Genomic DNA, 18,651 nt, shown 5'->3' with positions numbered 1-18,651 from the left:
TTTAGTTATTTCTGGTGGTGTGTCCGGTTAGTCTAGGGGGTGAGCCTGGACGCCTTCATTGGTGATCTTAACGGTTTTAATACGACCGTTTTCGTCAAAATACATTCTGTCAATACAGGTTTCTCTAGAGTTCTGATCGGTCTCATCTAAAGGTCTGCGGTGATAGACCATATAGTAATCGTCAGAATCTTGAGGGTGAATCACACTATGATGCCCGGCACCGGTAGCGATCTCCGGGTCTTGCTGTAAGATCTTATCTTCTCTTTTAAAAGGGCCGAAAGGAGAATCAGAAATGGCATAAGCGACACTGTAATCAGGACCGGTCCAGCCACCTTCAGACCACATAAAATAGTACTTACCGTCTTTGATAAACATAAACGGACCTTCAACATAACTTTCTGGTGTGATTTCTTTAAAGATCGTACCATCTTCAAAAGGAATGAAACCGGTGAAATCATCATTCAATTTAGCGACGTTACAATGTCTCCAACCTCCATAATACAAGTAGTACGAGCCATCTTTATCTTTAAACACAAATTGATCTATAGGCTGTGCACCATTGTGAAACTTATCAATTAAAGGTTTGCCTAAATGATCTTTAAACGGACCTTCAGGAGAGTCACTTACAGCGACTCCAATTCCACCTAATTCATCATCACTTTGAATATCGTTTGCACCAAAGAACAAATAATATTTATCGTCTTTTTTGATGATGGAAGGCGCCCACATTGCACGCTTAGCCCATTTTACTGCCGAAGTATCTAAAATGCGTTCGTGCTTTGTCCATTCGGTGAGATTGGGCGAAGAGAATACATCTAAAAATACTTGTTCTTCATACGGAGCAGAATAAGTAGGGTAGATATAATAGATATCATCAAAAATGATCCCTTCAGGATCTGCATACCATCCCGGAAAAACAGGGTTGTTGTTAGCAACTTCTTTTTTTTGAGCACAGCTGGTGAAAAGTGCCGAAAGAAGTAAAAGCGTTAAAAGTTTTTTCATAATTCTAAATTGAGGTTCTAAATATAATACATACAATAGTAAAACGTTTTAGTAGTGCTGAGAATTTTTAAAATTTTATTGGCGGGTGCTCAAGATTGAAGAGTATGAGATTTGCCAAATGATAGTTTACTACGTATTTCTTTTTGAGATAAAAAAATCTACTTTCAAAAACCTTGTAAAGGAAACGAAGGTCCAGAAAGTAGATTTCCTGTTCACAATCAGCTGTGTTGCTTCGGTGGGTATTAGCTTCTATATATTATAATTTCCACCCTTCACGGTAATTACGCTTCACAAATTGATTTGCTTCTTCAAAATTAGTTACACGCATATTTTCTGCGTCCCAAAGCATTTCAATATAACGCCCAGGGTATTCTACGTTTCCATTTTCAAGTTCCTTGCGAATGTCAAAACCTCTTATAGCGAGATTGGCAATCAATAAGGTCTCTGTAAGTGGTCCTGCAACGCTAAACGGCGAACTCACTTCTTTTTTGCCGTATCCGGCAAGAGCAGCTTCTACCCATTGCTTGTAATGACCGCCTGCACCGCCGGGTACACGCTCATATTTTTCGGCAACTTGAGTGCGTTCTGTTTTTGAAGTCGGTAATAGTTGTGGATTTTCAGAATAGGTACCACACATCATTTTACCTTTAGTACCTACAAATAGCACTCCGTTTCCGCCGTCTCCAAAGACTTCGTTTGGACCCAATTCTTCTGGGCGAGCCGGCTGAATACCTCCGTCCATCCAGTGTAATTTGATGTCTCCTTTTGTTTTATCGGTTTTAGGGAAGGTCATTGTAACGTGACTTGATGGAGGGCAGCTTTCAGGGAAATAACCGCGCTTGAATTCGTCTACATACACACTTCCTACGCTACATTGCACATCCTTAGGATATTTTAGGTTAAGCACACGCACAGGAACTTCAACCAAGTGACATCCCATATCGCCTAATGCGCCTGTACCATAATCCCACCAGCCACGCCAGTTGAACGGTACTAAGCCGCCTACATAATCTTTATAAGGAGCCGTACCCAACCAAAGATCCCAATCTAGTTCGCTTGGGACTGCTTCAGGCGTTTGTGGCCAAGGAATTCCTTGAGGCCAAACCGGTCTGTCTGTCCAGCAATATACTTCTTCAATCTCACCAATCAAGCCGGCATCAAACCACTCGCTCATTAAACGCGTACCGTTGTTTGACGCTCCTTGGTTACCCATTTGCGTAACCACTTTGTATTTGTCTGCCGCTTCGGTAAGCTGGCGCGCTTCATAAATATCGTGGGTCAGAGGCTTTTGCACATAAACGTGCTTGCCCATTTCCATAGCAGCCATTGCTTGAACAGCGTGGTTATGATCTGGTGTAGAAACAGAAACAGCGTCAATCTTATCGCCTTCTTTATCTAGCATTTCGCGATAATCTTTATAGTATTTCGCTTTTGGAAAACGCGCTCTTGAGTTAGCAGCTCTACGGTCATCAACGTCGCATAAGAACGCGATTTCTGCCAAACCAGAATCGGCAAAACTTTTAATATCACTTTCTCCTTTTCCACCTACACCTATACCGGCAACAACGAGTTTGTCACTAGGCGCAGTAAACCCTACACCTCCTAATACGTGTCTGGGTACAATAGAAATACCTAAAGAAGCTATAGAAGCCTTTTTAATAAAGTCTCTTCTTTCGGTAGAATGGGAGTTCTTTTTTTGTTTCATGTTTTTAGTTTTTAATATTCTGTGAGTGAAAAAGGTTTATCTGTATTCTGTATGCCACGTTTCTTATTTGGTGTAGCACTCATTTGAAGGTTAAAAGTACCTCCGTCTAAAAGTTGTTGATAAGTTAAGTAGTTTTTTGAGAAAGCGCTTTCATTAAGTTGAGCTGAATTGATGTAAACATTCTGTTGTGAATTATCAGCGGCTTTAATGGTGAATGTTTTTCCATTTTCAAGAGAAATGGTTGTTTTCTCAAAAACCGGACTTCCTAAAACATATTCGTTAGTTCCCGGGCACACACTATAAAATCCCATCGCACTTAAAACATACCAAGAAGAGGTTTGACCTTGATCTTCATCACCGGGATAGCCGTTTTCTGTATAATTATATAGTTTGCGCATTACTTCACGGGATTTTTGCTGGGATTTCCAGGGTTGACCCGAGTAATTGTATAAATAAATCATATGCTGAATAGGCTGATTTCCGTGCGCATACTGGCCCATTTCTGCCATCTCCATCTCGGTCATTTCGTGAATTTTTCCACCATAGGTTCCTACGTGAACGGTATTAGGTACCGTGAAAACAGAATCCATTTTAGCGTTAAAACGTTCTTCTCCACCCATTAAATTGATAAGACCTTTGGGATCTTGAAATACTGACCACACGTAGTGCCAAGCATTCCCTTCAGTAAACGGGCCTCCCCATTCATACGCATCAAAATCAGGAACCCAGGAGCCGTCAGCTTTTCTGCCACGCATAAAGCCTACACCAGAATCCCATACGTTTTTATAATTATACATTTGGCGACCAAATACATTCTCATAAAATGTATTGTTGGTCATTTTTGCCAAATTATATCCGCAAAAATCATCATAGGCATATTCTAATGTTTTAGCAGTGGCTTCACCATATTTAGGATAAGGCACATAACCCAACGTATAATATTCCTTATGACCGTGACGACCATTCGCCGGGCCCCACGGACCTTTTTCTGTTGCTTCGTGATAATAGGCTTCTAAAGCTTTTTGAGGGTCAAAGGTGTGTATACCTTTTGCCCAAGCATCTGCAAATAGGGTGATGGCGTGATTCCCTATCATACTCCCGGCTTCACTAGGGAAGGACCAAGAAGGCAACCACCCGCATTGCTCGTAGGCATCTAAAAGAGCCGAAACATACCTGCCGTGCATCTCAGGATATAAAAGCGCATTAAGCGGAAACTGTGCTCTAAATGTATCCCAAAATCCGGTATCAGTATACATATATCCCTCGTGCACTTTGCCATCATACGGACTAAAGTAATAAGGTTCTCCGGCTTCATTGAGTTCATAGAATTTACGAGAAAATAAACTCGCTCTAAAAAAGCAAGAATAAAAGGTTTTCATATCCTCTTCAGAGCCACCCTCAACTAAGATTTTACTTAGATGCTCATTCCAGATTTGTTTAGCAGCAGCCTTAGTAGCCTCAAGATTTTTAGCTTTACCTAATTCATTATTCAAATTACGTTGCGCTTGCTCCTGACTGATGTACGAAGAGGCAATTTTCACCTGTACATCAGCACCATTATTAAACTGAATATATGCACCTTTACCTTTGCCTTCTGCTGAGGTATTGCTTTCTTTTTTAGCACCATTTGTGTTATCCCAAGTACCAAAAGCCTTAAAGGGCTTGTCAAACTCGATGACAAAAAAGTTTTTAAAATGCTCAAAACGCTCCATCCCTCTGCCATTATGCACGTATCCTGAAATGCGTTTATTTTTTTGATCAATCTCAACACCGCTAATTCCTGTATAGCCGTCGAGGACTACATAAGATTTTTCATTTTTAGGGAAACTGAAACGCATATGAACTCCTCGCTCAGTGGGAGACATTTCGGTATTTACTCCGTTATCAAGATTTACTTGATAGTAATAGGGCTTCGCAGTCTCGTTAGTATGGCTAAATCCAGATTGCCTATCATTCTCATTTAACTTTAAGCTTTGAGTTACCGGCATTAAGGAGAATACTGCATAATCATTACTCCAGGAACTACATTGGTGTGCTTGTTGAAAACCGCGTATGGTTTCTTTAAAATATTGATATTTCCATCCGTCGCCATTAGTACCTGTTTGAGGTGTCCAGGTATTCATCCCAAAAGGAAGCGCTGTAGTAGGGTAGGTGTTACCTCTGGTAAGTTCAAATTTAGAATTAGTACCTTGAAGCGTGTTTACGTAGTCTGATAAGTTACGCTGTGCTATTATGGGCTGATATAAACTCAAACCAAAGAGCAGCAGGCTAAGAAAGAGTTTTTGTATTTGTTGTTTAAACACTTGCATTATATTAAAAATAAGCGTTTCACTATAACGTTTGAAATAATTTAATGGTTCAATATAAGTAAAACGTTTTACTTTAGTTTAGATTTCTTAAGTTAATTTTAATATTTAATAAAGGAAGCCCGAAAATTGCTTTACGGACTTCCTTCTCAACTTCAACTAAAAAAGAATTTACAGGTCTAATTTTTGAACCGGGCTAAAAAGCATGTCTTCTACGCCTACGATCTTAACTCCAATGCGAGCAAAAATATAAGGCTTGGCATAGCCGTCTGGTAAAGCGGTACTGCCGCTAAGGTTACCAGAACCCACGGTCATATCACTCCATACCCTATGATAATCTCCGTTATTAGAGACTTGTTCTGTATCGTTAAGATATAATCTGGCGAACTCAATAGCTCTTGCATCTGCGTCTGTAATGATCTGATCGTAATTGGCAGCGGCGTCAACCGCAGTGCTGCTTGCGCTAAAGGTCTCGCCACTAAGCATATAGTAGGGAAGTACCTCAATATCCATTTCAGTATTTCCGCGTAGCGAAATAAAAATAGTATCGCCTTGTTGCTCGTTCACTTCATAGGCTTTAAACGGTCCTTGACCATTTATGAACTTCAGTTTATAATCCCCGTCAAAAAAGCGTCCACTAAAAGAACCATCTAGATCCAGATGCATATCTAGTGGAGCTAAGGCTCCAAAACCGGGTTGAAAGAGCTGAAAACGTACTTCGCGCGCACCAACTTCAATAGGCTCCCCGTTGTACACGATGTTTCCGGTGAAAAAGGATTCCGGCTCGTCATAGTTGTCAATTTCGCAGGATGCAAAGAGCAATGCTGTCGCTGCTAAGTATATATAATTTGTGATTTTCATAATCTTAGGCTTTTAAAATTATTGATTAGGATTTCTGACAATCAATGGATTGTTGTTTAGAATTCCTGCTCCGATCTCTGAGTAGTAGTTCCCGAACTGAAAACGATCTGCACTGGTAACGCGATTTGGCTTTACAATCTTGTAGATATAGGTGCCGTCATTAGCATCTCCCGGATTGTAATATTTATAAGGCCAAAGTCCGAAAGGTTGCGTAAGTCGCTTGGTCGCATCTCCTATATTATCGGTTATTGTAGCAGCATCCATAGGTGTACCGTCAAGCACTTCGTGAGCAATTCTCCAGCGTTTAAGATCGAAAAAGTGTAACCCTTCAAAAGCAAACTCTACAAAGCGCTCGTGCGCGATACGGTCAAAAGTGATATCTGCAGCGGCAAGATCTGTTGTGATCCCGGCACGACGACGCACTTGATTGAGATAACCTGCTGCTACAGCAGGTTGATTTAATTCAAAAGCTGCTTCTGCTGCGTTGAGCAATACTTCTGCATAGCGATAACGAATAAACCATACGTCACTTTGTGTTCCACGTTGACCTGACCCTGCTTTAGGATCTTGATATTTACGAATGTAAAAACCGGTCTGCGCTGTAAATTCTAATCCGTCTATTGGTCCGTCAAAACCTACGACCTTCATATCTGTGCCCATCACTTCTTTTTGTTGTCCGCGAGAATCGCCGCTGATGATGGTTCCGTCGGCGAGCTGAATACCTGCAAAAATGTCTACTTCACGACCCTTAAATGAAGAACCTGGCACTATTACCGTCCCCATTAAACGTGCGTCTCTGTTAGCAAAAACCCCTTCTGGTGTATCGTAATAAATAGGATTTCCTGAGGCATCCTCAATAGGTAGCGGCGCATACTCACCGTCTAACGTTTCAAAAGACTGCACTAAACTCAGCGCCGGATTGATACGGCCACCTTCTTCTTCTTCAGCACCAAATCGCGGCTGATTTGCAATAGTAAAGCCATGTACTTTACCGCTTTGCAGTTTGTAGTCTTCGACAAAGATCGCTTCTGGATTATTGGATTTATCATAAAAAATACTTGCGAAGTTTTCAGACAGATTAGGCTTTTTCTCATATAGTGAATAATTGCCTACTTCGCCATTAATAATCGACTGAGCAGCACTTAGAGCAGTAGTGTAATATTCTTCTGCTCTTGATACGGGAATACCTACTTCACCACCAGGTAACGATACCTGAGGTGTGCTCGCTCCATATCTAGCAATAGAACCGGCATATAAGGCGGCACGAGCCTTCATAGCGAGAACAGCACCTTTACTCGCTCTTGATTTTGTATTTACATCAGAAGGAAGATCTGCTAAAATCGCATCAGCCTCACTGATTACAAAGTCATAAAGCGCAGCTTCGGTCTCACGTGGATGTTGTAAATAAGTCGCATCTCCACTAAAGTCATAGGTTTCAGATTCAAGAATAAGCGGTACGCCTCCCATACGTTTTACCATTGTAAAATAGTAGGAAGCTCTTAAAAACCGACCTTCAGCAGCAAATCGTGCTTTATCTGCGGGATCTAAAGCCTCAGAAAGCTCAAGACGCTCAAGAAAAAGATTCATTTCTCTTATGTAACCATAGTCCCAAGTTCCCCAATCACCGTAGCCGTAGCCTCCGTTTTGAAAATAGCCATATCTACCGGCTTCTGACCAGAAGGCAACATTAAATTGCGCCAGAGAAGACCAATCTTCTACAGTACCAAAATCATAATAGCGATTGTAAAGGTCGGCTAATACTGATAGTACGATATCTGGACTGCCAAACGCTTGATTCTGAGTTAGGATATTAGAAGGCTCGCGATCTAAAAATTCACTATCTGAGGAACAACTGCCCAACAGAAAGGGAATTATTAAGAAATATATATATTTTTTCATTGCATTCATTTTTTAAAGTGAGATGTTGACTCCTACGTTTACAAATTTGTTTTGCGGATACTGTAACCCATTATCATCAGATATTTCTGGATCTACGCCAAATTCAGCAAGATTATCAATAGAGAAGAGGTTGTATGCGTTAACATAAAAGCGCGCTCTCGAAACATTGATTTTTTCAAGGAAAGTGTCTGGTAGCGAGTAGCCTAATTCTAGTGTTCTAGCTCTGATATAAGTGACGTTATGCAACCAAAATGTAGAATTTTTGTTGTAGTTACTGTGGCCGCCATCATTGAAGCGCAATGCAGGATATTTACCCGGAATCCACTCACTGTTTGGATCAAACGGATCTGCACGTCTCCAACGATCAAGGAAAATTTTGTTTAACGCACCATTATTTTGATACGCCCAGCGTTGTTCCCAGCTTTGATTCCAAGAGTATCCTGAGGCACCAGAGAAATCTGCTCTTAAGTCAAAGCCTTTATAGGCCGCAGAAAGACTGAACCCAAAGTTGATCAACGGGTTGTAATTATTATAGCCAATTGGGGTTTCATCATAACCATCTATACGGCCATCACCATTAACATCCTCATAAATAATGTCACCAGGTAGCAAGGTGCTGTTTCCGCGACCGTCAATATCAACAGGGTAGTTGTCGATCTCTTCTTGAGACTGAAATTGCCCTAATGCTGTGTAGCCCCAGAAAATTGTATTGTATCTGTTTTCTGAAGATGCACGGTACTGCTGATACGAGTTATCAAAGCGAGGCTTATATGATTCTAAGAATTTACTTCTTGAAATAGAAGCATTACCTGAAACATTAAAGGTCACTTCACCAAAATTTGTAGCGTAGGATAATGCTCCTTCAATACCATATTGAGCATCAGAGTTTACGTTTTCATCAGGAAGACCATAACCCAATTCATTTGGGATAAGGATGTCATATTTACGTCCTCTTAGGCCCGTACGCTTTCTGTAGAAGTAATCAACAGAACCAGATAGCTTAGAGTCAAATAGATAAAAATCAGCTCCAATATCTGTGATCTTACTCTTAAACCAAGAGATGTTTGTGATAGGCTGCCCTTTATCACGGCTAGCGATCACAGGGTTTCCATCTAAAATAGCTACGCCTTGATTGTAGTTATACCCTGTTAAATAATCATAAGGCCCAATACCAATATTATCATCTCCGAGGATACCATATGAACCTCTGAATTTTAGATTATTTAAAACGCTGTCATCACCTATAAGGTCTTTAAAGAATTCTTCTTCAGTGATTCTCCAACCTGCTGATGCAGAAGGGAAATACCCCACGCGCTTGTCTGGTGCAAATTTCCAAGAGGCATCGCGTCTCGCAGAAACTTCTAAATAATACTTGTCTTTATAATTATAGTTTAGTCGACCTATGTATCCTATACGGGCTTCTTCATTATCAGAATCATCGTAAGCATCAGTGTCTGAAAAATAAATTAGAGGTAGCGTATTTGTTTTTGGAACGGCGTGTACCCATTGCTCTTGAAACCTTGCTTCTTGTCTCTCAACAATAAACAGCCCTTCAACAGAGTGGTCTCCAAATTTACGCTTGTATTGTAACTGCCCTTGATAAATATTTCTCAAGACCTTGCGGGTTCTGCGTTCCCTCCAAGGGTTTGAACTTCCACCAGTTACATTATAGACATCATTCTCAGGATCGTAGGTATATGCATCGTAAGTATATTCATGACCATTGAGTACGCGGTCTGCAATATAGTAAGAGTACATTCCTTTTGCTTTTAAACCTTTTACACCGGGAATGTCATATTCTGCAGAAAAATTGGTTTGTAGTACACGCCAAATATCTTCTGCATAACCACCTATTTTAAAGTTGTGTAATGCCCAATTGGTCTCATTATGCCCTATATCGTTAAGATACTCCGGGTTGTCATTAGCATACGGACGCTCGAATGGGCGATTACGCAAAATTGCAAAACGAGGTAGCCAGTAGTCATCGGCTCCGGGAATACCAGGATTTTTACGCGTCTCTACGCGGCCATTGATTTGTACACCAACCTTAAGACGGTCTGTGATATTAGCGTCAACATTACTCTGAATATTACTTCTTTTAAAAGTAAACTCATCACCTAATACCGACTCTTGATCTAAGTGAGTCGCAGATAAATAATAGCTGATGTTTTCAGAACCTCCGGTAGCACTTACGTTTACATTGGTAAGCGGTGCATTTTTCTTGATTATAAAATCTTTCCAATTAAAGGATTGATAGCCACGCTCTTCACCAATTCGGTATTTTTCTAATTCTTCAGGAGTGATTCCTGTTGAGCCGTACTGGTTGACTTCAGCTTCAGCCTTACCTAACATCCATTGATAAGAATCGTTTACTGTCTCAGGAAAACGAGACCAGTTTTGCCAGCCTACATATGCATTAACATTGACCGTATTTTTAACTCCTTTACGTCCTTTTTTTGTAGTTACTACGACTACACCGTTTGCGGCACGAACCCCATAAACAGCAGCTGAGGCGTCTTTAAGTACTGTAATACTTTCAATATCGTTAGGAGATATGTTGTTAAACTGACCTTCATCTTGCTGAATACCATCAATTACATAAAGAGGAGTACCCATATTACGTATCTGAATTGAAGCACTTGCTCCCGGGCGTCCGTCATTCATACGGAAGCTAACCCCAGGTATTTTACCGGCTAATCCAGAACTTACAGTAGCACCTCCGTGCACTTTCTCCAGATCTTCGCTGGTTATGGTTGCAATAGAACCGGTGATCGACTTTTTATCTTGTGTAGAATATCCGGTTACCACAACAGCATCTAAGCCGGCAATATCCTCTTCAAGTTGCACATCTATTTGGGTTTGGCCATCAACAGGTATTTCTTTGGTTTTAAAACCTACATAGCTAAATACTAAGGTAGCATCAGGTGCAGCACTAATGCTATAATTTCCGTCAAAATCTGTAGTGGTTCCCCGCGTGGTCCCTTTGACCAAAATGGTAATATAAGGCAGTGGCCCTGCTGTTTCTCCTGCAGCGCTTACATTACCTTCAACAGTGATATTTTCCTGTGCGTATGTATTCTGTAAACACAAAACGCCTAGAACCAACATCAGCAAGGGATGCCATTTAATCGAGTTCAGTAGAAGTTTTTTCATTGAGTTTCATTTTTGTGTGAATTAGTTTTTAAAATTTCTGATTGTTAAAATTTTAAGAGAATAACGCGTTACGATATCGATATCGTAATGTTTGACGAATGTATAAAAACGTTTTATCTGGTATTAATATTAAAAGTAAATTTTACGTTTAATACGTAATATTGACGCAAATAGTGATGTTTAAGACAATTTGTAGTTACAGCTGTAAATCTTAAATGGCAATTAGGTTTTATATTGAAACTATAACGTTTGAATTTATTGAGTGCAAAACAAATCATTTCAAACGATATGGTATTTGTGTCAACGGTAGGTGAGCACATTCTAAAACCTGATCAATTGTTAATTTTTTTAGGAGTTTCCTGATTTTTTTGATGAAATCGTAATTGCGGTAATTTCTCAAATAATGGAAGATGCTTTCTACTGTCATCGTACTATAGGCCAAAAACTGCCTTTTTGTGAGAAACTAAGGCAAAATGCTCATTATCATGCTTACACACATCACTATTGAAAAATGCTTCAGTTCTAATGAGTTTATCATCTTCTGCTTAAGAGATTTAGTACTGCGCTATACTACTTGTTTAGTAAACAAATACATTCCGTTTTGGGTAGAAAAAAAGCGGAGTTGGTGAGACTCCGCTTCCATAGTATTAACGCTAATTAAATACTACTTGCTCAATTGTTCATCTTTGAGCATTTTAATAAAATAACCACCTACTACAGAGCGGGCTTTAAAACCAACTTTGTGTGCATCAGTGGTCTCGTGCCAGTCAGAAAGCGGCACACGGTCTGGTGTGGTATTAGCAAATTCCCAAACCGGATCAATTAGTGCATTGAAGTCAGCTTCATTATCAGCCAAAGTCGCCGTCCATAAAATCCAGTCAGACTTCGTGTAGGTTTTACGACTGTCTAATGGCAAACCGTAGTCTTCTTGTTTGGTTAGATAATAGGCGATTTCTGTTTTATGAACGTCTTCATCAAAAATATTCAAGCCCAGAATCTCATCCCAAACCAGGTTGTACTTCTGGCTCCAGGTACCCTCGCTTTCAAAAGCCAAGGTGTAGTGATCGCCATCTGCCGCGATGTTCTTCCAATTGCCAGCCATTTCTTTAGCGGCATTGGTATACTTTTCAGCAGTTGCAGTATCTCCCAGCATCGCTGCAAGTTTCCCGTAAGAAGCAATGGCCATAATCGCTTTTACCGAAAGGTTAGCATTACGCGCTAAATGACCGGCAAAATCATCTGTTGATAATTGGTTGGCTGGGTCAAAACCACTTTGCATCAGGTAATCTGCCCAGGTGGTAAGTGTTTCCCAGTGCGCTTTAGCATATGCTGCATTGCCTTCTACTTGAGCGATTGCCGCAGTTAGGATAAGCATATTTCCTGCTTCTTCTACCGGCATATCTTCTCCATAGGTCTGACCTAAAGCAATAGGGTAAGTTCCTATATCGTGCGCCGGAAATGACTTTTTCCATTTTCCGCTTTCGCTGTAGTAAAAGATTCCATTGAGCATTCCTTTAAGTAAATCTGGATTATAAACCAGAAATAGTGGAGCAGAAGGGTAGGTAACATCCACGGTATTGATCGAACCGTTGCTGTTATTTTCTTTTGATAAAAACAAAATATCACCATTAGGCGCTTCTACGAGAATATGAGCAGCAATGGCTTGACGGTAAGCGGCAACACAAAGATCTGCGTATTTCTTACCACCTGCAGCTAACGCATCATCGTACAATTTCTGATCAAAAGTTTTGACTTTATTGATCACGCCGTTGTAATTAGCATACGCTTCGCCAAGCTCAGCATTCATTGTTGCACCGTCTTTAGACCACCACGGTTTAAGGCTGGTTCCAAAATAATTCACCGCTTCGAGTTGATCATAACCAATCATAAAAACTTGTTCTGCGCCCTGTGCATCAATCTTACCAAGATCTGCAACGGTATTCAGGATAAGGTTTTTACCGGTTGTCTCAGCATCAGTATCCTGTACACTTCCGGTAGCAAAAGCTTCTAACCCTTTGGCAGCCGGAGAAACATACTGCTGTACATTTTCAGCTGGAGCAGCAACGTATAAATATCCCCAATCAATACGCAGGTCATCTCCTTTTTTCTCTAATACAGGCTGCGCCACAGAGCCTGCTTTCAATACCGAAAGCCCTTCATTTTGATATTCTGAAACTTCCACCTCTTGCACCGGTTGGTTGATCGCAATAGCAGAAGAAGCTCCTAGATATACTTTGGCTTGTTGCCCTTCTTTACCTGCGACTTTTACATTGATGTACGATATAGGTCTGCTATAGATCGCAAGATCCTCGATCAATAACGGAGAGGTAAATGTCACATTCACCTGAGTTCCATCGGCGTCAAAAACATATTCGGTTTGATTTGCTCTAAAAGCCACATCAATCTGTTTTGCTTTTTTGACGATCGAGTTGGTTTGCGTTTTGGCCTCAGTCACTAATCCGGCGTCTAAAAATTGTCCGCCCGCGGTGTTGCGGATGTGAATCGCAAGTACATTCCCTTCCGTTTTGAGCGTTTGCATCGCTTGTTCAGGAATAGGCAAGTACTTGTAGCTGTTTTGCCAGCCGTTGATATCTGCGATTTGCACCCCGTTAAGCCAAACTTTTACGTTATCATCATGGCTTAATTTTAGATACAAACTCTCCAGATCTGTAGTTTCCAGATCAAAGCTGCGTCTGTAATACAAGTCATCTGTGTTCCACACCGTTTTAGCCATACTCTCATTTTCACTGAAAGGTGCTTCCCCGGTTTTCCAAGCAGAAGCATCGTAGCTGGTGCTGATCCAATTTTCATCAGGTTTACTTTCGGAATAGCTAACTGAATAGGTTTCTTCATCTGAAGCCGGAAGGATGGTCTCATAAACTTTACTCTCGCTTCCTAAAAATTGATAAAACTTATCATCTAGCTGAAGCACTCCGGTGAGGGCGTGGTCTCGTTCGGTCCAATGCTTAGTAGGGCTAGCATTAAGTTCGTCGCCCATAGACCAAATGCTCAAATAAGGGTCGTGGGTAATGAGCGGGTAGGCCGGTGCGCGCAACGAAGCGCTGGCGGCATTTACATCGTTTTCGTTTTGTGCTGTGGCTTTCTCTTCTTTGCACGAAAATACAAAGAGGCACAGAAGGCTAAGCATCAATAAACTGTTTCTGTTCATAGTTTAAAATTTAGTTATTCTGGTTTTTTCCACAAAGTGGAAGGTAATTGGGCTCGATCCTTAATAATCAAAATGGCTTCAGCAGTGCGTTATTCTCTTTTATCAAAATATCCCAAACCCTTTTTTAAGGGCTCAGGATATTAAGGTATTAAGCTGAAGGTCAATCTAAATTATTCAGCAAACAAGCGCCATTCAGCTAATTGAAACAAACTATCGCCACCATTGGCTAAAATGTCTAAGCGATAATACGTATAGCTGGTATCATTGGTGATCAAAAACTCACGCGTTTGTCCTCTGCTTTCAAAAGACTGGCCGGTTCTTGAATCTATTTCTGTAAAATTGGTTCCGTCGTTAGATCCTGAAAGCGTCCAGCCTACAGGGTCTCTGCCGGGAGCATCATTTGCAGAAGTAAGCGAATATTTTGTTACGCGAACCCCTTGCGCAAACTCTTGCTGAATCCACTCAGGATTATTAAAGTCAAACAAAAGGAATTTGGTACCTGTATCTCCATCGGTTACCCTTATGGAAGCTTCGTTAGAATCTGCACCATTACGATTTTCGCGACTTACCGTTGTTATAGCCGTAGCGGTTATGTCTTGAGGTCCAAAGGTTAAAAGCTTAAGATTAAGCAGTCTCCATTCTGTTAGTTGAATGAGCGTGCTACCGTTGTTTTCTAGCACATTAATACGATAATAGCGATAAGCTTGATCGTTGTCAAATGTGAATTCTCTGGTTTGATTACGCGCCGTAAAGGTTTGGTCTGTACGTGTATCTAAAACCTCAAAGTTGGCTCCGTCATTAGAACCTAAAAGTTCCCAGGTTTTAAAATCACGGTCAGGCGCATCATTACCCGAAGTAAATGTGTATTTATTTACCACCTGAGCAAACTCAAAGTTTTGCTGCATATAAAATTCCTGCGGAAAACCATTAGTTAAGAATTTTGTGGTGTAATCATTATCAATCACTTTAAGAGAACCTTCGGCAGAGTCTGCACCATTAGGGTGATCTCTACTTACTACGATTGTCGCGTTTCCTTCTGAAGTAACGTCAATCAATTCTGAAGCGGGATCAAAAGGATAGTTCAAATTAGGGAACTCTGCACGCGCCTGTAGCAATTCGTTTTTATTGGTATCATCAAAACCAAAAGCGCTTTCTGCAAGCGGCTCAAGATCCTCACCGGTAGCACCGCTAAAAAAATGCACGAGTTCGCCTAAATTCATATCGCGGGCATAATCAGTTCCGTCAATAGGATAGTTGGCTGCAAGAACTTTAAAAAAGTTGTTGAGCGTGATACCTCCATTGTAGGTCTCATAAATAGGCAAAAACCAATCTCTGAACCAAAAGGTTTCTGCATTAGGATAATTTACCGAGGTAGCGCTGAACGCTGTTTTTACACGTTCGGCCTCTGCCTCGAGGCCAAGATTTACATAGAGGTCATAGGTAAAGATCTGATTGTAGGTATCTCCCCAAACTGCAGCTGCAGGTGATTTATGAACCCCGTTGCTAGAGTGTTCCACCACTTGCGCCATTAAAGCAGAAGCCACATCAAGCGTAGCACCTGATCCTTCAGTTGTTGTGATAGGAAGATCTATTAAACTACGATTACCGGCATCATCATCAAAGATGGTTTTGTAATACGTAGGGCTGTCAGATTCACCGTGACCAATCACATAAAGCAAACTCTTTTCACCATAGGTGCCGTAGTTTTCTACTACGTAGGCCCAAGAATTACTAAAGAAATTGAATGGCCATTCTATAGCGCGATCTACTTCCGCGTCGTAATAGACCGCGGTCGAAACATCAAAATATTGACGTAAAACATCCTCATCCTGTTCATTCCAGCTAAGTGTAATTCCGCGTAGCGGAGAACCTTCAGGATCATTATTCACAACAGAATCCGGTTCGCCTGTAACCAGAGACGAGTCGTCATCTCCACAAGATTGAAGCATCATAAATACCCCAAATACCAGTAAGACAGTATATATAGTTTTTTTCATAATTATCTAATTTTTTAGATGCTTAGCTTGGGGTTAGCAGCATATTCTTCCCATAATTCATCAACGGTTTTACCCGTGTATTTCTTCCAAGTTTCAGGAGTGTATTGCTTGGTACGCAAGTCTTCATCAAGCTTCACGACAAGGTCCTCATCGTAATTTTGCGTCAACCATACTAAAAAGCGCGCCGTAATACGGTATGCGTTCTCATAACTTTGAGAAGGGCTGAACGGGGTTAGCGACCATCCCGCTCCTTCATTATCTAAAGCATATTTATAACGGACGTAATCTGCAATTCCTTCTGTTAACCAACCGGGTCCTGCACCTCCGGGATAAGATTGTACCAAGTGCATAAGTTCGTGAGTAACTAGATCAAGATCTTCTGGTTTTTTGTGCAACCAGTCTGAGCTGATCGTGATCGCTCCTTGGTGAGCATAAGCTACACCATCGTAAGTTGTATCAATTTTTATGGTTACATGTTCCTGAGCAGCAGGATTAAAATCCTGTACCAGCTTAGGATACACTTTTTCAAAGATCTCTTCAATACCTTCTTGAATTTCGGGATCTAAAGTTTCATCCTGACTGGTGTAGGTTAAGGTATATTTATTTTGATCTTGAGCACAACCGGTAAGACTTAGACTTACTAAAGCGATTACGCAAGCGTTAAAAAATAATGTTCTCATAATATCGTATGTTTTTATAAATTAAGATTAGGCCCTGTACGTGGGCAGGAGCCTAATCTTGTGGCTACTGGTTTACCAACCCGGGTTTTGCACAAGCTCCGGGTTTGCGTTTAATTCATCTTGTGGAATAGGCCACAAATAATCTTGTGGTCTAAATATGCGCGTTTCAAAAGTCACTACGTTGTAGAACTCCTCTTCAGTACGGGCATTGATATCCATACCGTGCATTTCTCCGGCGAGGGCTTCATCAGCGATCTTCCAGCGGCGAACGTCAAAATATCTGGTGTTCTCTAAGAATAATTCTACACGGCGTTCTTTTCTTATCGCCTCGCGCATAGCTTCTTGGGTTGCAGGAGCATCCAGTTCTACAGAACCGTACTCAGGAATTCCTGCACGTTCGCGAATGAGATTGACGTAAGTCAAAATATCAGGATTTCCCGGGTCGTACTCGTTTAGTGCTTCGGCATAATCCAAATAGATTTCTGCTAAACGCAGCATAGGTAACGAGCGGTTATTGTTTCTGTAATCGCCAACCGGAAGTTTTTTTCTTGCGATGTATCCGGTAGGAGGATAGTCATTTGTACCTGCTTGGCGACCAGAGTTTCCACCAAACCAAGTCTTGGTAATGATATCACCAAAATTACGGTTGAGCCATAAACTGCCATTATAGGTTACTCCCACATAAAATCGTGGCTCTCTATTGGTCCACGGATTAAAAGTAGTTCTCGTGGTAAAATCATAAGGCGCCTGAAATTGAGAGAAACCATCAGCCACATAATTGGCCTGTGGATCATCAATAGCTCTTCCGTTTGAAGTAAAGAAGGCATCTACCATTTCTTGCGTAACGCTCAGACCACCGGCACCGCGTACTTCTGTAGCTGAACCTAAGTGGTAAGGAGTCATATCATAATGCAGATAATTAGCACCACCCGGGCGCGCGTAAACAATTTCAGAATTGTAATCTACTAGCATCACATCACGTGTAGAAAGGTAAGGGTTGTACGAACCATCCTCATTAAAACGCTCGTAAAGGCTATAAGTGTTGGGCACGTATTTGTCAATAAAAGCTTTGGCAGCATCGGCGGCAGCTTTCCATTTATTCACGTCATAATTTTGAGGGATTAGGTTTTCTCCTTCGGTGCCTACAAAATCAGCATAATCTGTGTTTCCATTAAAAAGCGGACTCGCCGCAAATAGCAGCGTTTGTTCTTTGATCGCCATTGCAAAAGGTGTGCTCATACGACCTGCATTATTACCTGTAAAGCTTGTGCCTTCAAGATCTGCTGCAGCCACGTCTAATTCTGAAGTGATATAGGCAGCTACTTCTTCAATACTATTTCTTTTTAAACCCAACGCTTGAAGGTCTGCATCAGCAGGAATTGGCGTTTCTCCTAGCAAAATAACCGGGCCGTAGCTTCGCATTAAATTGAAGTAATAATAGGCTCTTAAAACACGCGCTTCGGCTTTGTACTGGGTAATGATTGCAGGATCACAATCCTGGCATAAATCTACCGACTCAATAAAAGTAGATGCCGATCGAATTCCGCGGTAAAAGTTAGACCACAGGTTACTTACATTTTGGGTAGTCGCATTCCAGTCACCAATATTCAGGAAATTCCCCATATGGAATCCCCAAACATATTCGGCTTCATCAGAAGCGCCGGTCCAAGGTCCAGAGTTTTCAGTCGTAGTATAACGCTGTGCAAACTCACTGGGTATTTGTGAATACACATTAGCTAAATACTGTTCAACGGTAGATCTACGTGCAAAAGTCTCCTCAAAGGTAAGGCGATCATCAGGCACCTGATCTAAGTAATCATCGCCGCAGGAGAGCAATAATCCGCTAAGAATAAGTGTTACTATTAGTTTTTTCATAAGT

Annotated in this window: 10 protein-coding genes; all 10 read right to left on the bottom strand. The window is 41.1% G+C overall.

What is annotated here, in order from left to right; translation table 11 throughout:
• Positions 1–27 precede the first annotated feature (27 nt).
• The 10 genes from BUA96_RS02735 to BUA96_RS02690 all read right to left on the bottom strand — a co-directional run bounded on the left by BUA96_RS02735 (position 28) and on the right by BUA96_RS02690 (position 18,647).
• The gene (locus tag BUA96_RS02735; protein ID WP_072980089.1) at positions 28–1,002 is read right to left on the bottom strand and encodes a glycoside hydrolase family 43 protein; all 975 of its coding nucleotides are present in this window, start codon (positions 1,000–1,002) and stop codon (positions 28–30) included.
• A gap of 256 nt (positions 1,003–1,258) precedes the next feature.
• Positions 1,259–2,707, bottom strand: a complete 1,449-nt coding sequence (locus BUA96_RS02730) for a Gfo/Idh/MocA family protein (protein WP_072980087.1) — start codon at positions 2,705–2,707, stop codon at positions 1,259–1,261.
• Positions 2,708–2,718: 11 nt separating this feature from the next.
• Positions 2,719–5,010: a GH92 family glycosyl hydrolase gene (locus tag BUA96_RS02725; protein WP_233430596.1), complete on the bottom strand. Its 2,292-nt coding sequence runs from the start codon at positions 5,008–5,010 to the stop codon at positions 2,719–2,721.
• A 174-nt stretch (positions 5,011–5,184) separates the two neighbouring features.
• Positions 5,185–5,874, bottom strand: coding sequence for a DUF3823 domain-containing protein (locus tag BUA96_RS02720; RefSeq protein ID WP_072980083.1), 690 nt, complete (start codon positions 5,872–5,874; stop codon positions 5,185–5,187).
• Between the two features lie 18 nt (positions 5,875–5,892).
• A complete protein-coding gene (locus BUA96_RS02715; protein ID WP_072980471.1) occupies positions 5,893–7,773 on the bottom strand; it encodes a RagB/SusD family nutrient uptake outer membrane protein in 1,881 nt (626 codons plus the stop codon).
• Between the two features lie 12 nt (positions 7,774–7,785).
• Positions 7,786–10,926: a SusC/RagA family TonB-linked outer membrane protein gene (locus tag BUA96_RS02710; RefSeq protein ID WP_084673032.1), complete on the bottom strand. Its 3,141-nt coding sequence runs from the start codon at positions 10,924–10,926 to the stop codon at positions 7,786–7,788.
• A 664-nt stretch (positions 10,927–11,590) separates the two neighbouring features.
• The gene (locus tag BUA96_RS02705; protein ID WP_233430595.1) at positions 11,591–14,095 is read right to left on the bottom strand and encodes a glutaminase domain-containing protein; all 2,505 of its coding nucleotides are present in this window, start codon (positions 14,093–14,095) and stop codon (positions 11,591–11,593) included.
• 170 nt (positions 14,096–14,265) lie between these two features.
• Positions 14,266–16,092: a discoidin domain-containing protein gene (locus BUA96_RS02700; protein ID WP_072980080.1), complete on the bottom strand. Its 1,827-nt coding sequence runs from the start codon at positions 16,090–16,092 to the stop codon at positions 14,266–14,268.
• A 14-nt stretch (positions 16,093–16,106) separates the two neighbouring features.
• On the bottom strand, positions 16,107–16,772 hold the full coding sequence (locus BUA96_RS02695) for a basic secretory protein-like protein (protein ID WP_072980078.1): 666 nt from the start codon (positions 16,770–16,772) through the stop codon (positions 16,107–16,109).
• Positions 16,773–16,844: 72 nt separating this feature from the next.
• Positions 16,845–18,647 (bottom strand): RagB/SusD family nutrient uptake outer membrane protein, encoded by a 1,803-nt coding sequence (locus BUA96_RS02690; protein WP_072980465.1) that lies wholly within the window; start codon positions 18,645–18,647, stop codon positions 16,845–16,847.
• Positions 18,648–18,651: the final 4 nt, after the last annotated feature.

Source organism: Leeuwenhoekiella palythoae, from assembly GCF_900130045.1.
GTDB lineage: Bacteria > Bacteroidota > Bacteroidia > Flavobacteriales > Flavobacteriaceae > Leeuwenhoekiella > Leeuwenhoekiella palythoae.
This window is presented reverse-complemented; position numbering and strand designations above follow the sequence as displayed.

Bases quoted from the DNA above. Each gene is read 5' to 3' on its own strand.
- BUA96_RS02735 (WP_072980089.1), bottom strand. From the start codon at position 1,002: ATGAAAAAACTTTTAACGCTTTTACTTCTTTCGGCACTTTTCACCAGC.
- BUA96_RS02730 (WP_072980087.1), bottom strand. From the start codon at position 2,707: ATGAAACAAAAAAAGAACTCCCATTCTACCGAAAGAAGAGACTTTATT.
- BUA96_RS02720 (WP_072980083.1), bottom strand. From the start codon at position 5,874: ATGAAAATCACAAATTATATATACTTAGCAGCGACAGCATTGCTCTTT.
- BUA96_RS02715 (WP_072980471.1), bottom strand. From the start codon at position 7,773: ATGAAAAAATATATATATTTCTTAATAATTCCCTTTCTGTTGGGCAGT.
- BUA96_RS02710 (WP_084673032.1), bottom strand. From the start codon at position 10,926: ATGAAAAAACTTCTACTGAACTCGATTAAATGGCATCCCTTGCTGATG.
- BUA96_RS02705 (WP_233430595.1), bottom strand. From the start codon at position 14,095: ATGAACAGAAACAGTTTATTGATGCTTAGCCTTCTGTGCCTCTTTGTA.
- BUA96_RS02700 (WP_072980080.1), bottom strand. From the start codon at position 16,092: ATGAAAAAAACTATATATACTGTCTTACTGGTATTTGGGGTATTTATG.
- BUA96_RS02695 (WP_072980078.1), bottom strand. From the start codon at position 16,772: ATGAGAACATTATTTTTTAACGCTTGCGTAATCGCTTTAGTAAGTCTA.
- BUA96_RS02690 (WP_072980465.1), bottom strand. From the start codon at position 18,647: ATGAAAAAACTAATAGTAACACTTATTCTTAGCGGATTATTGCTCTCC.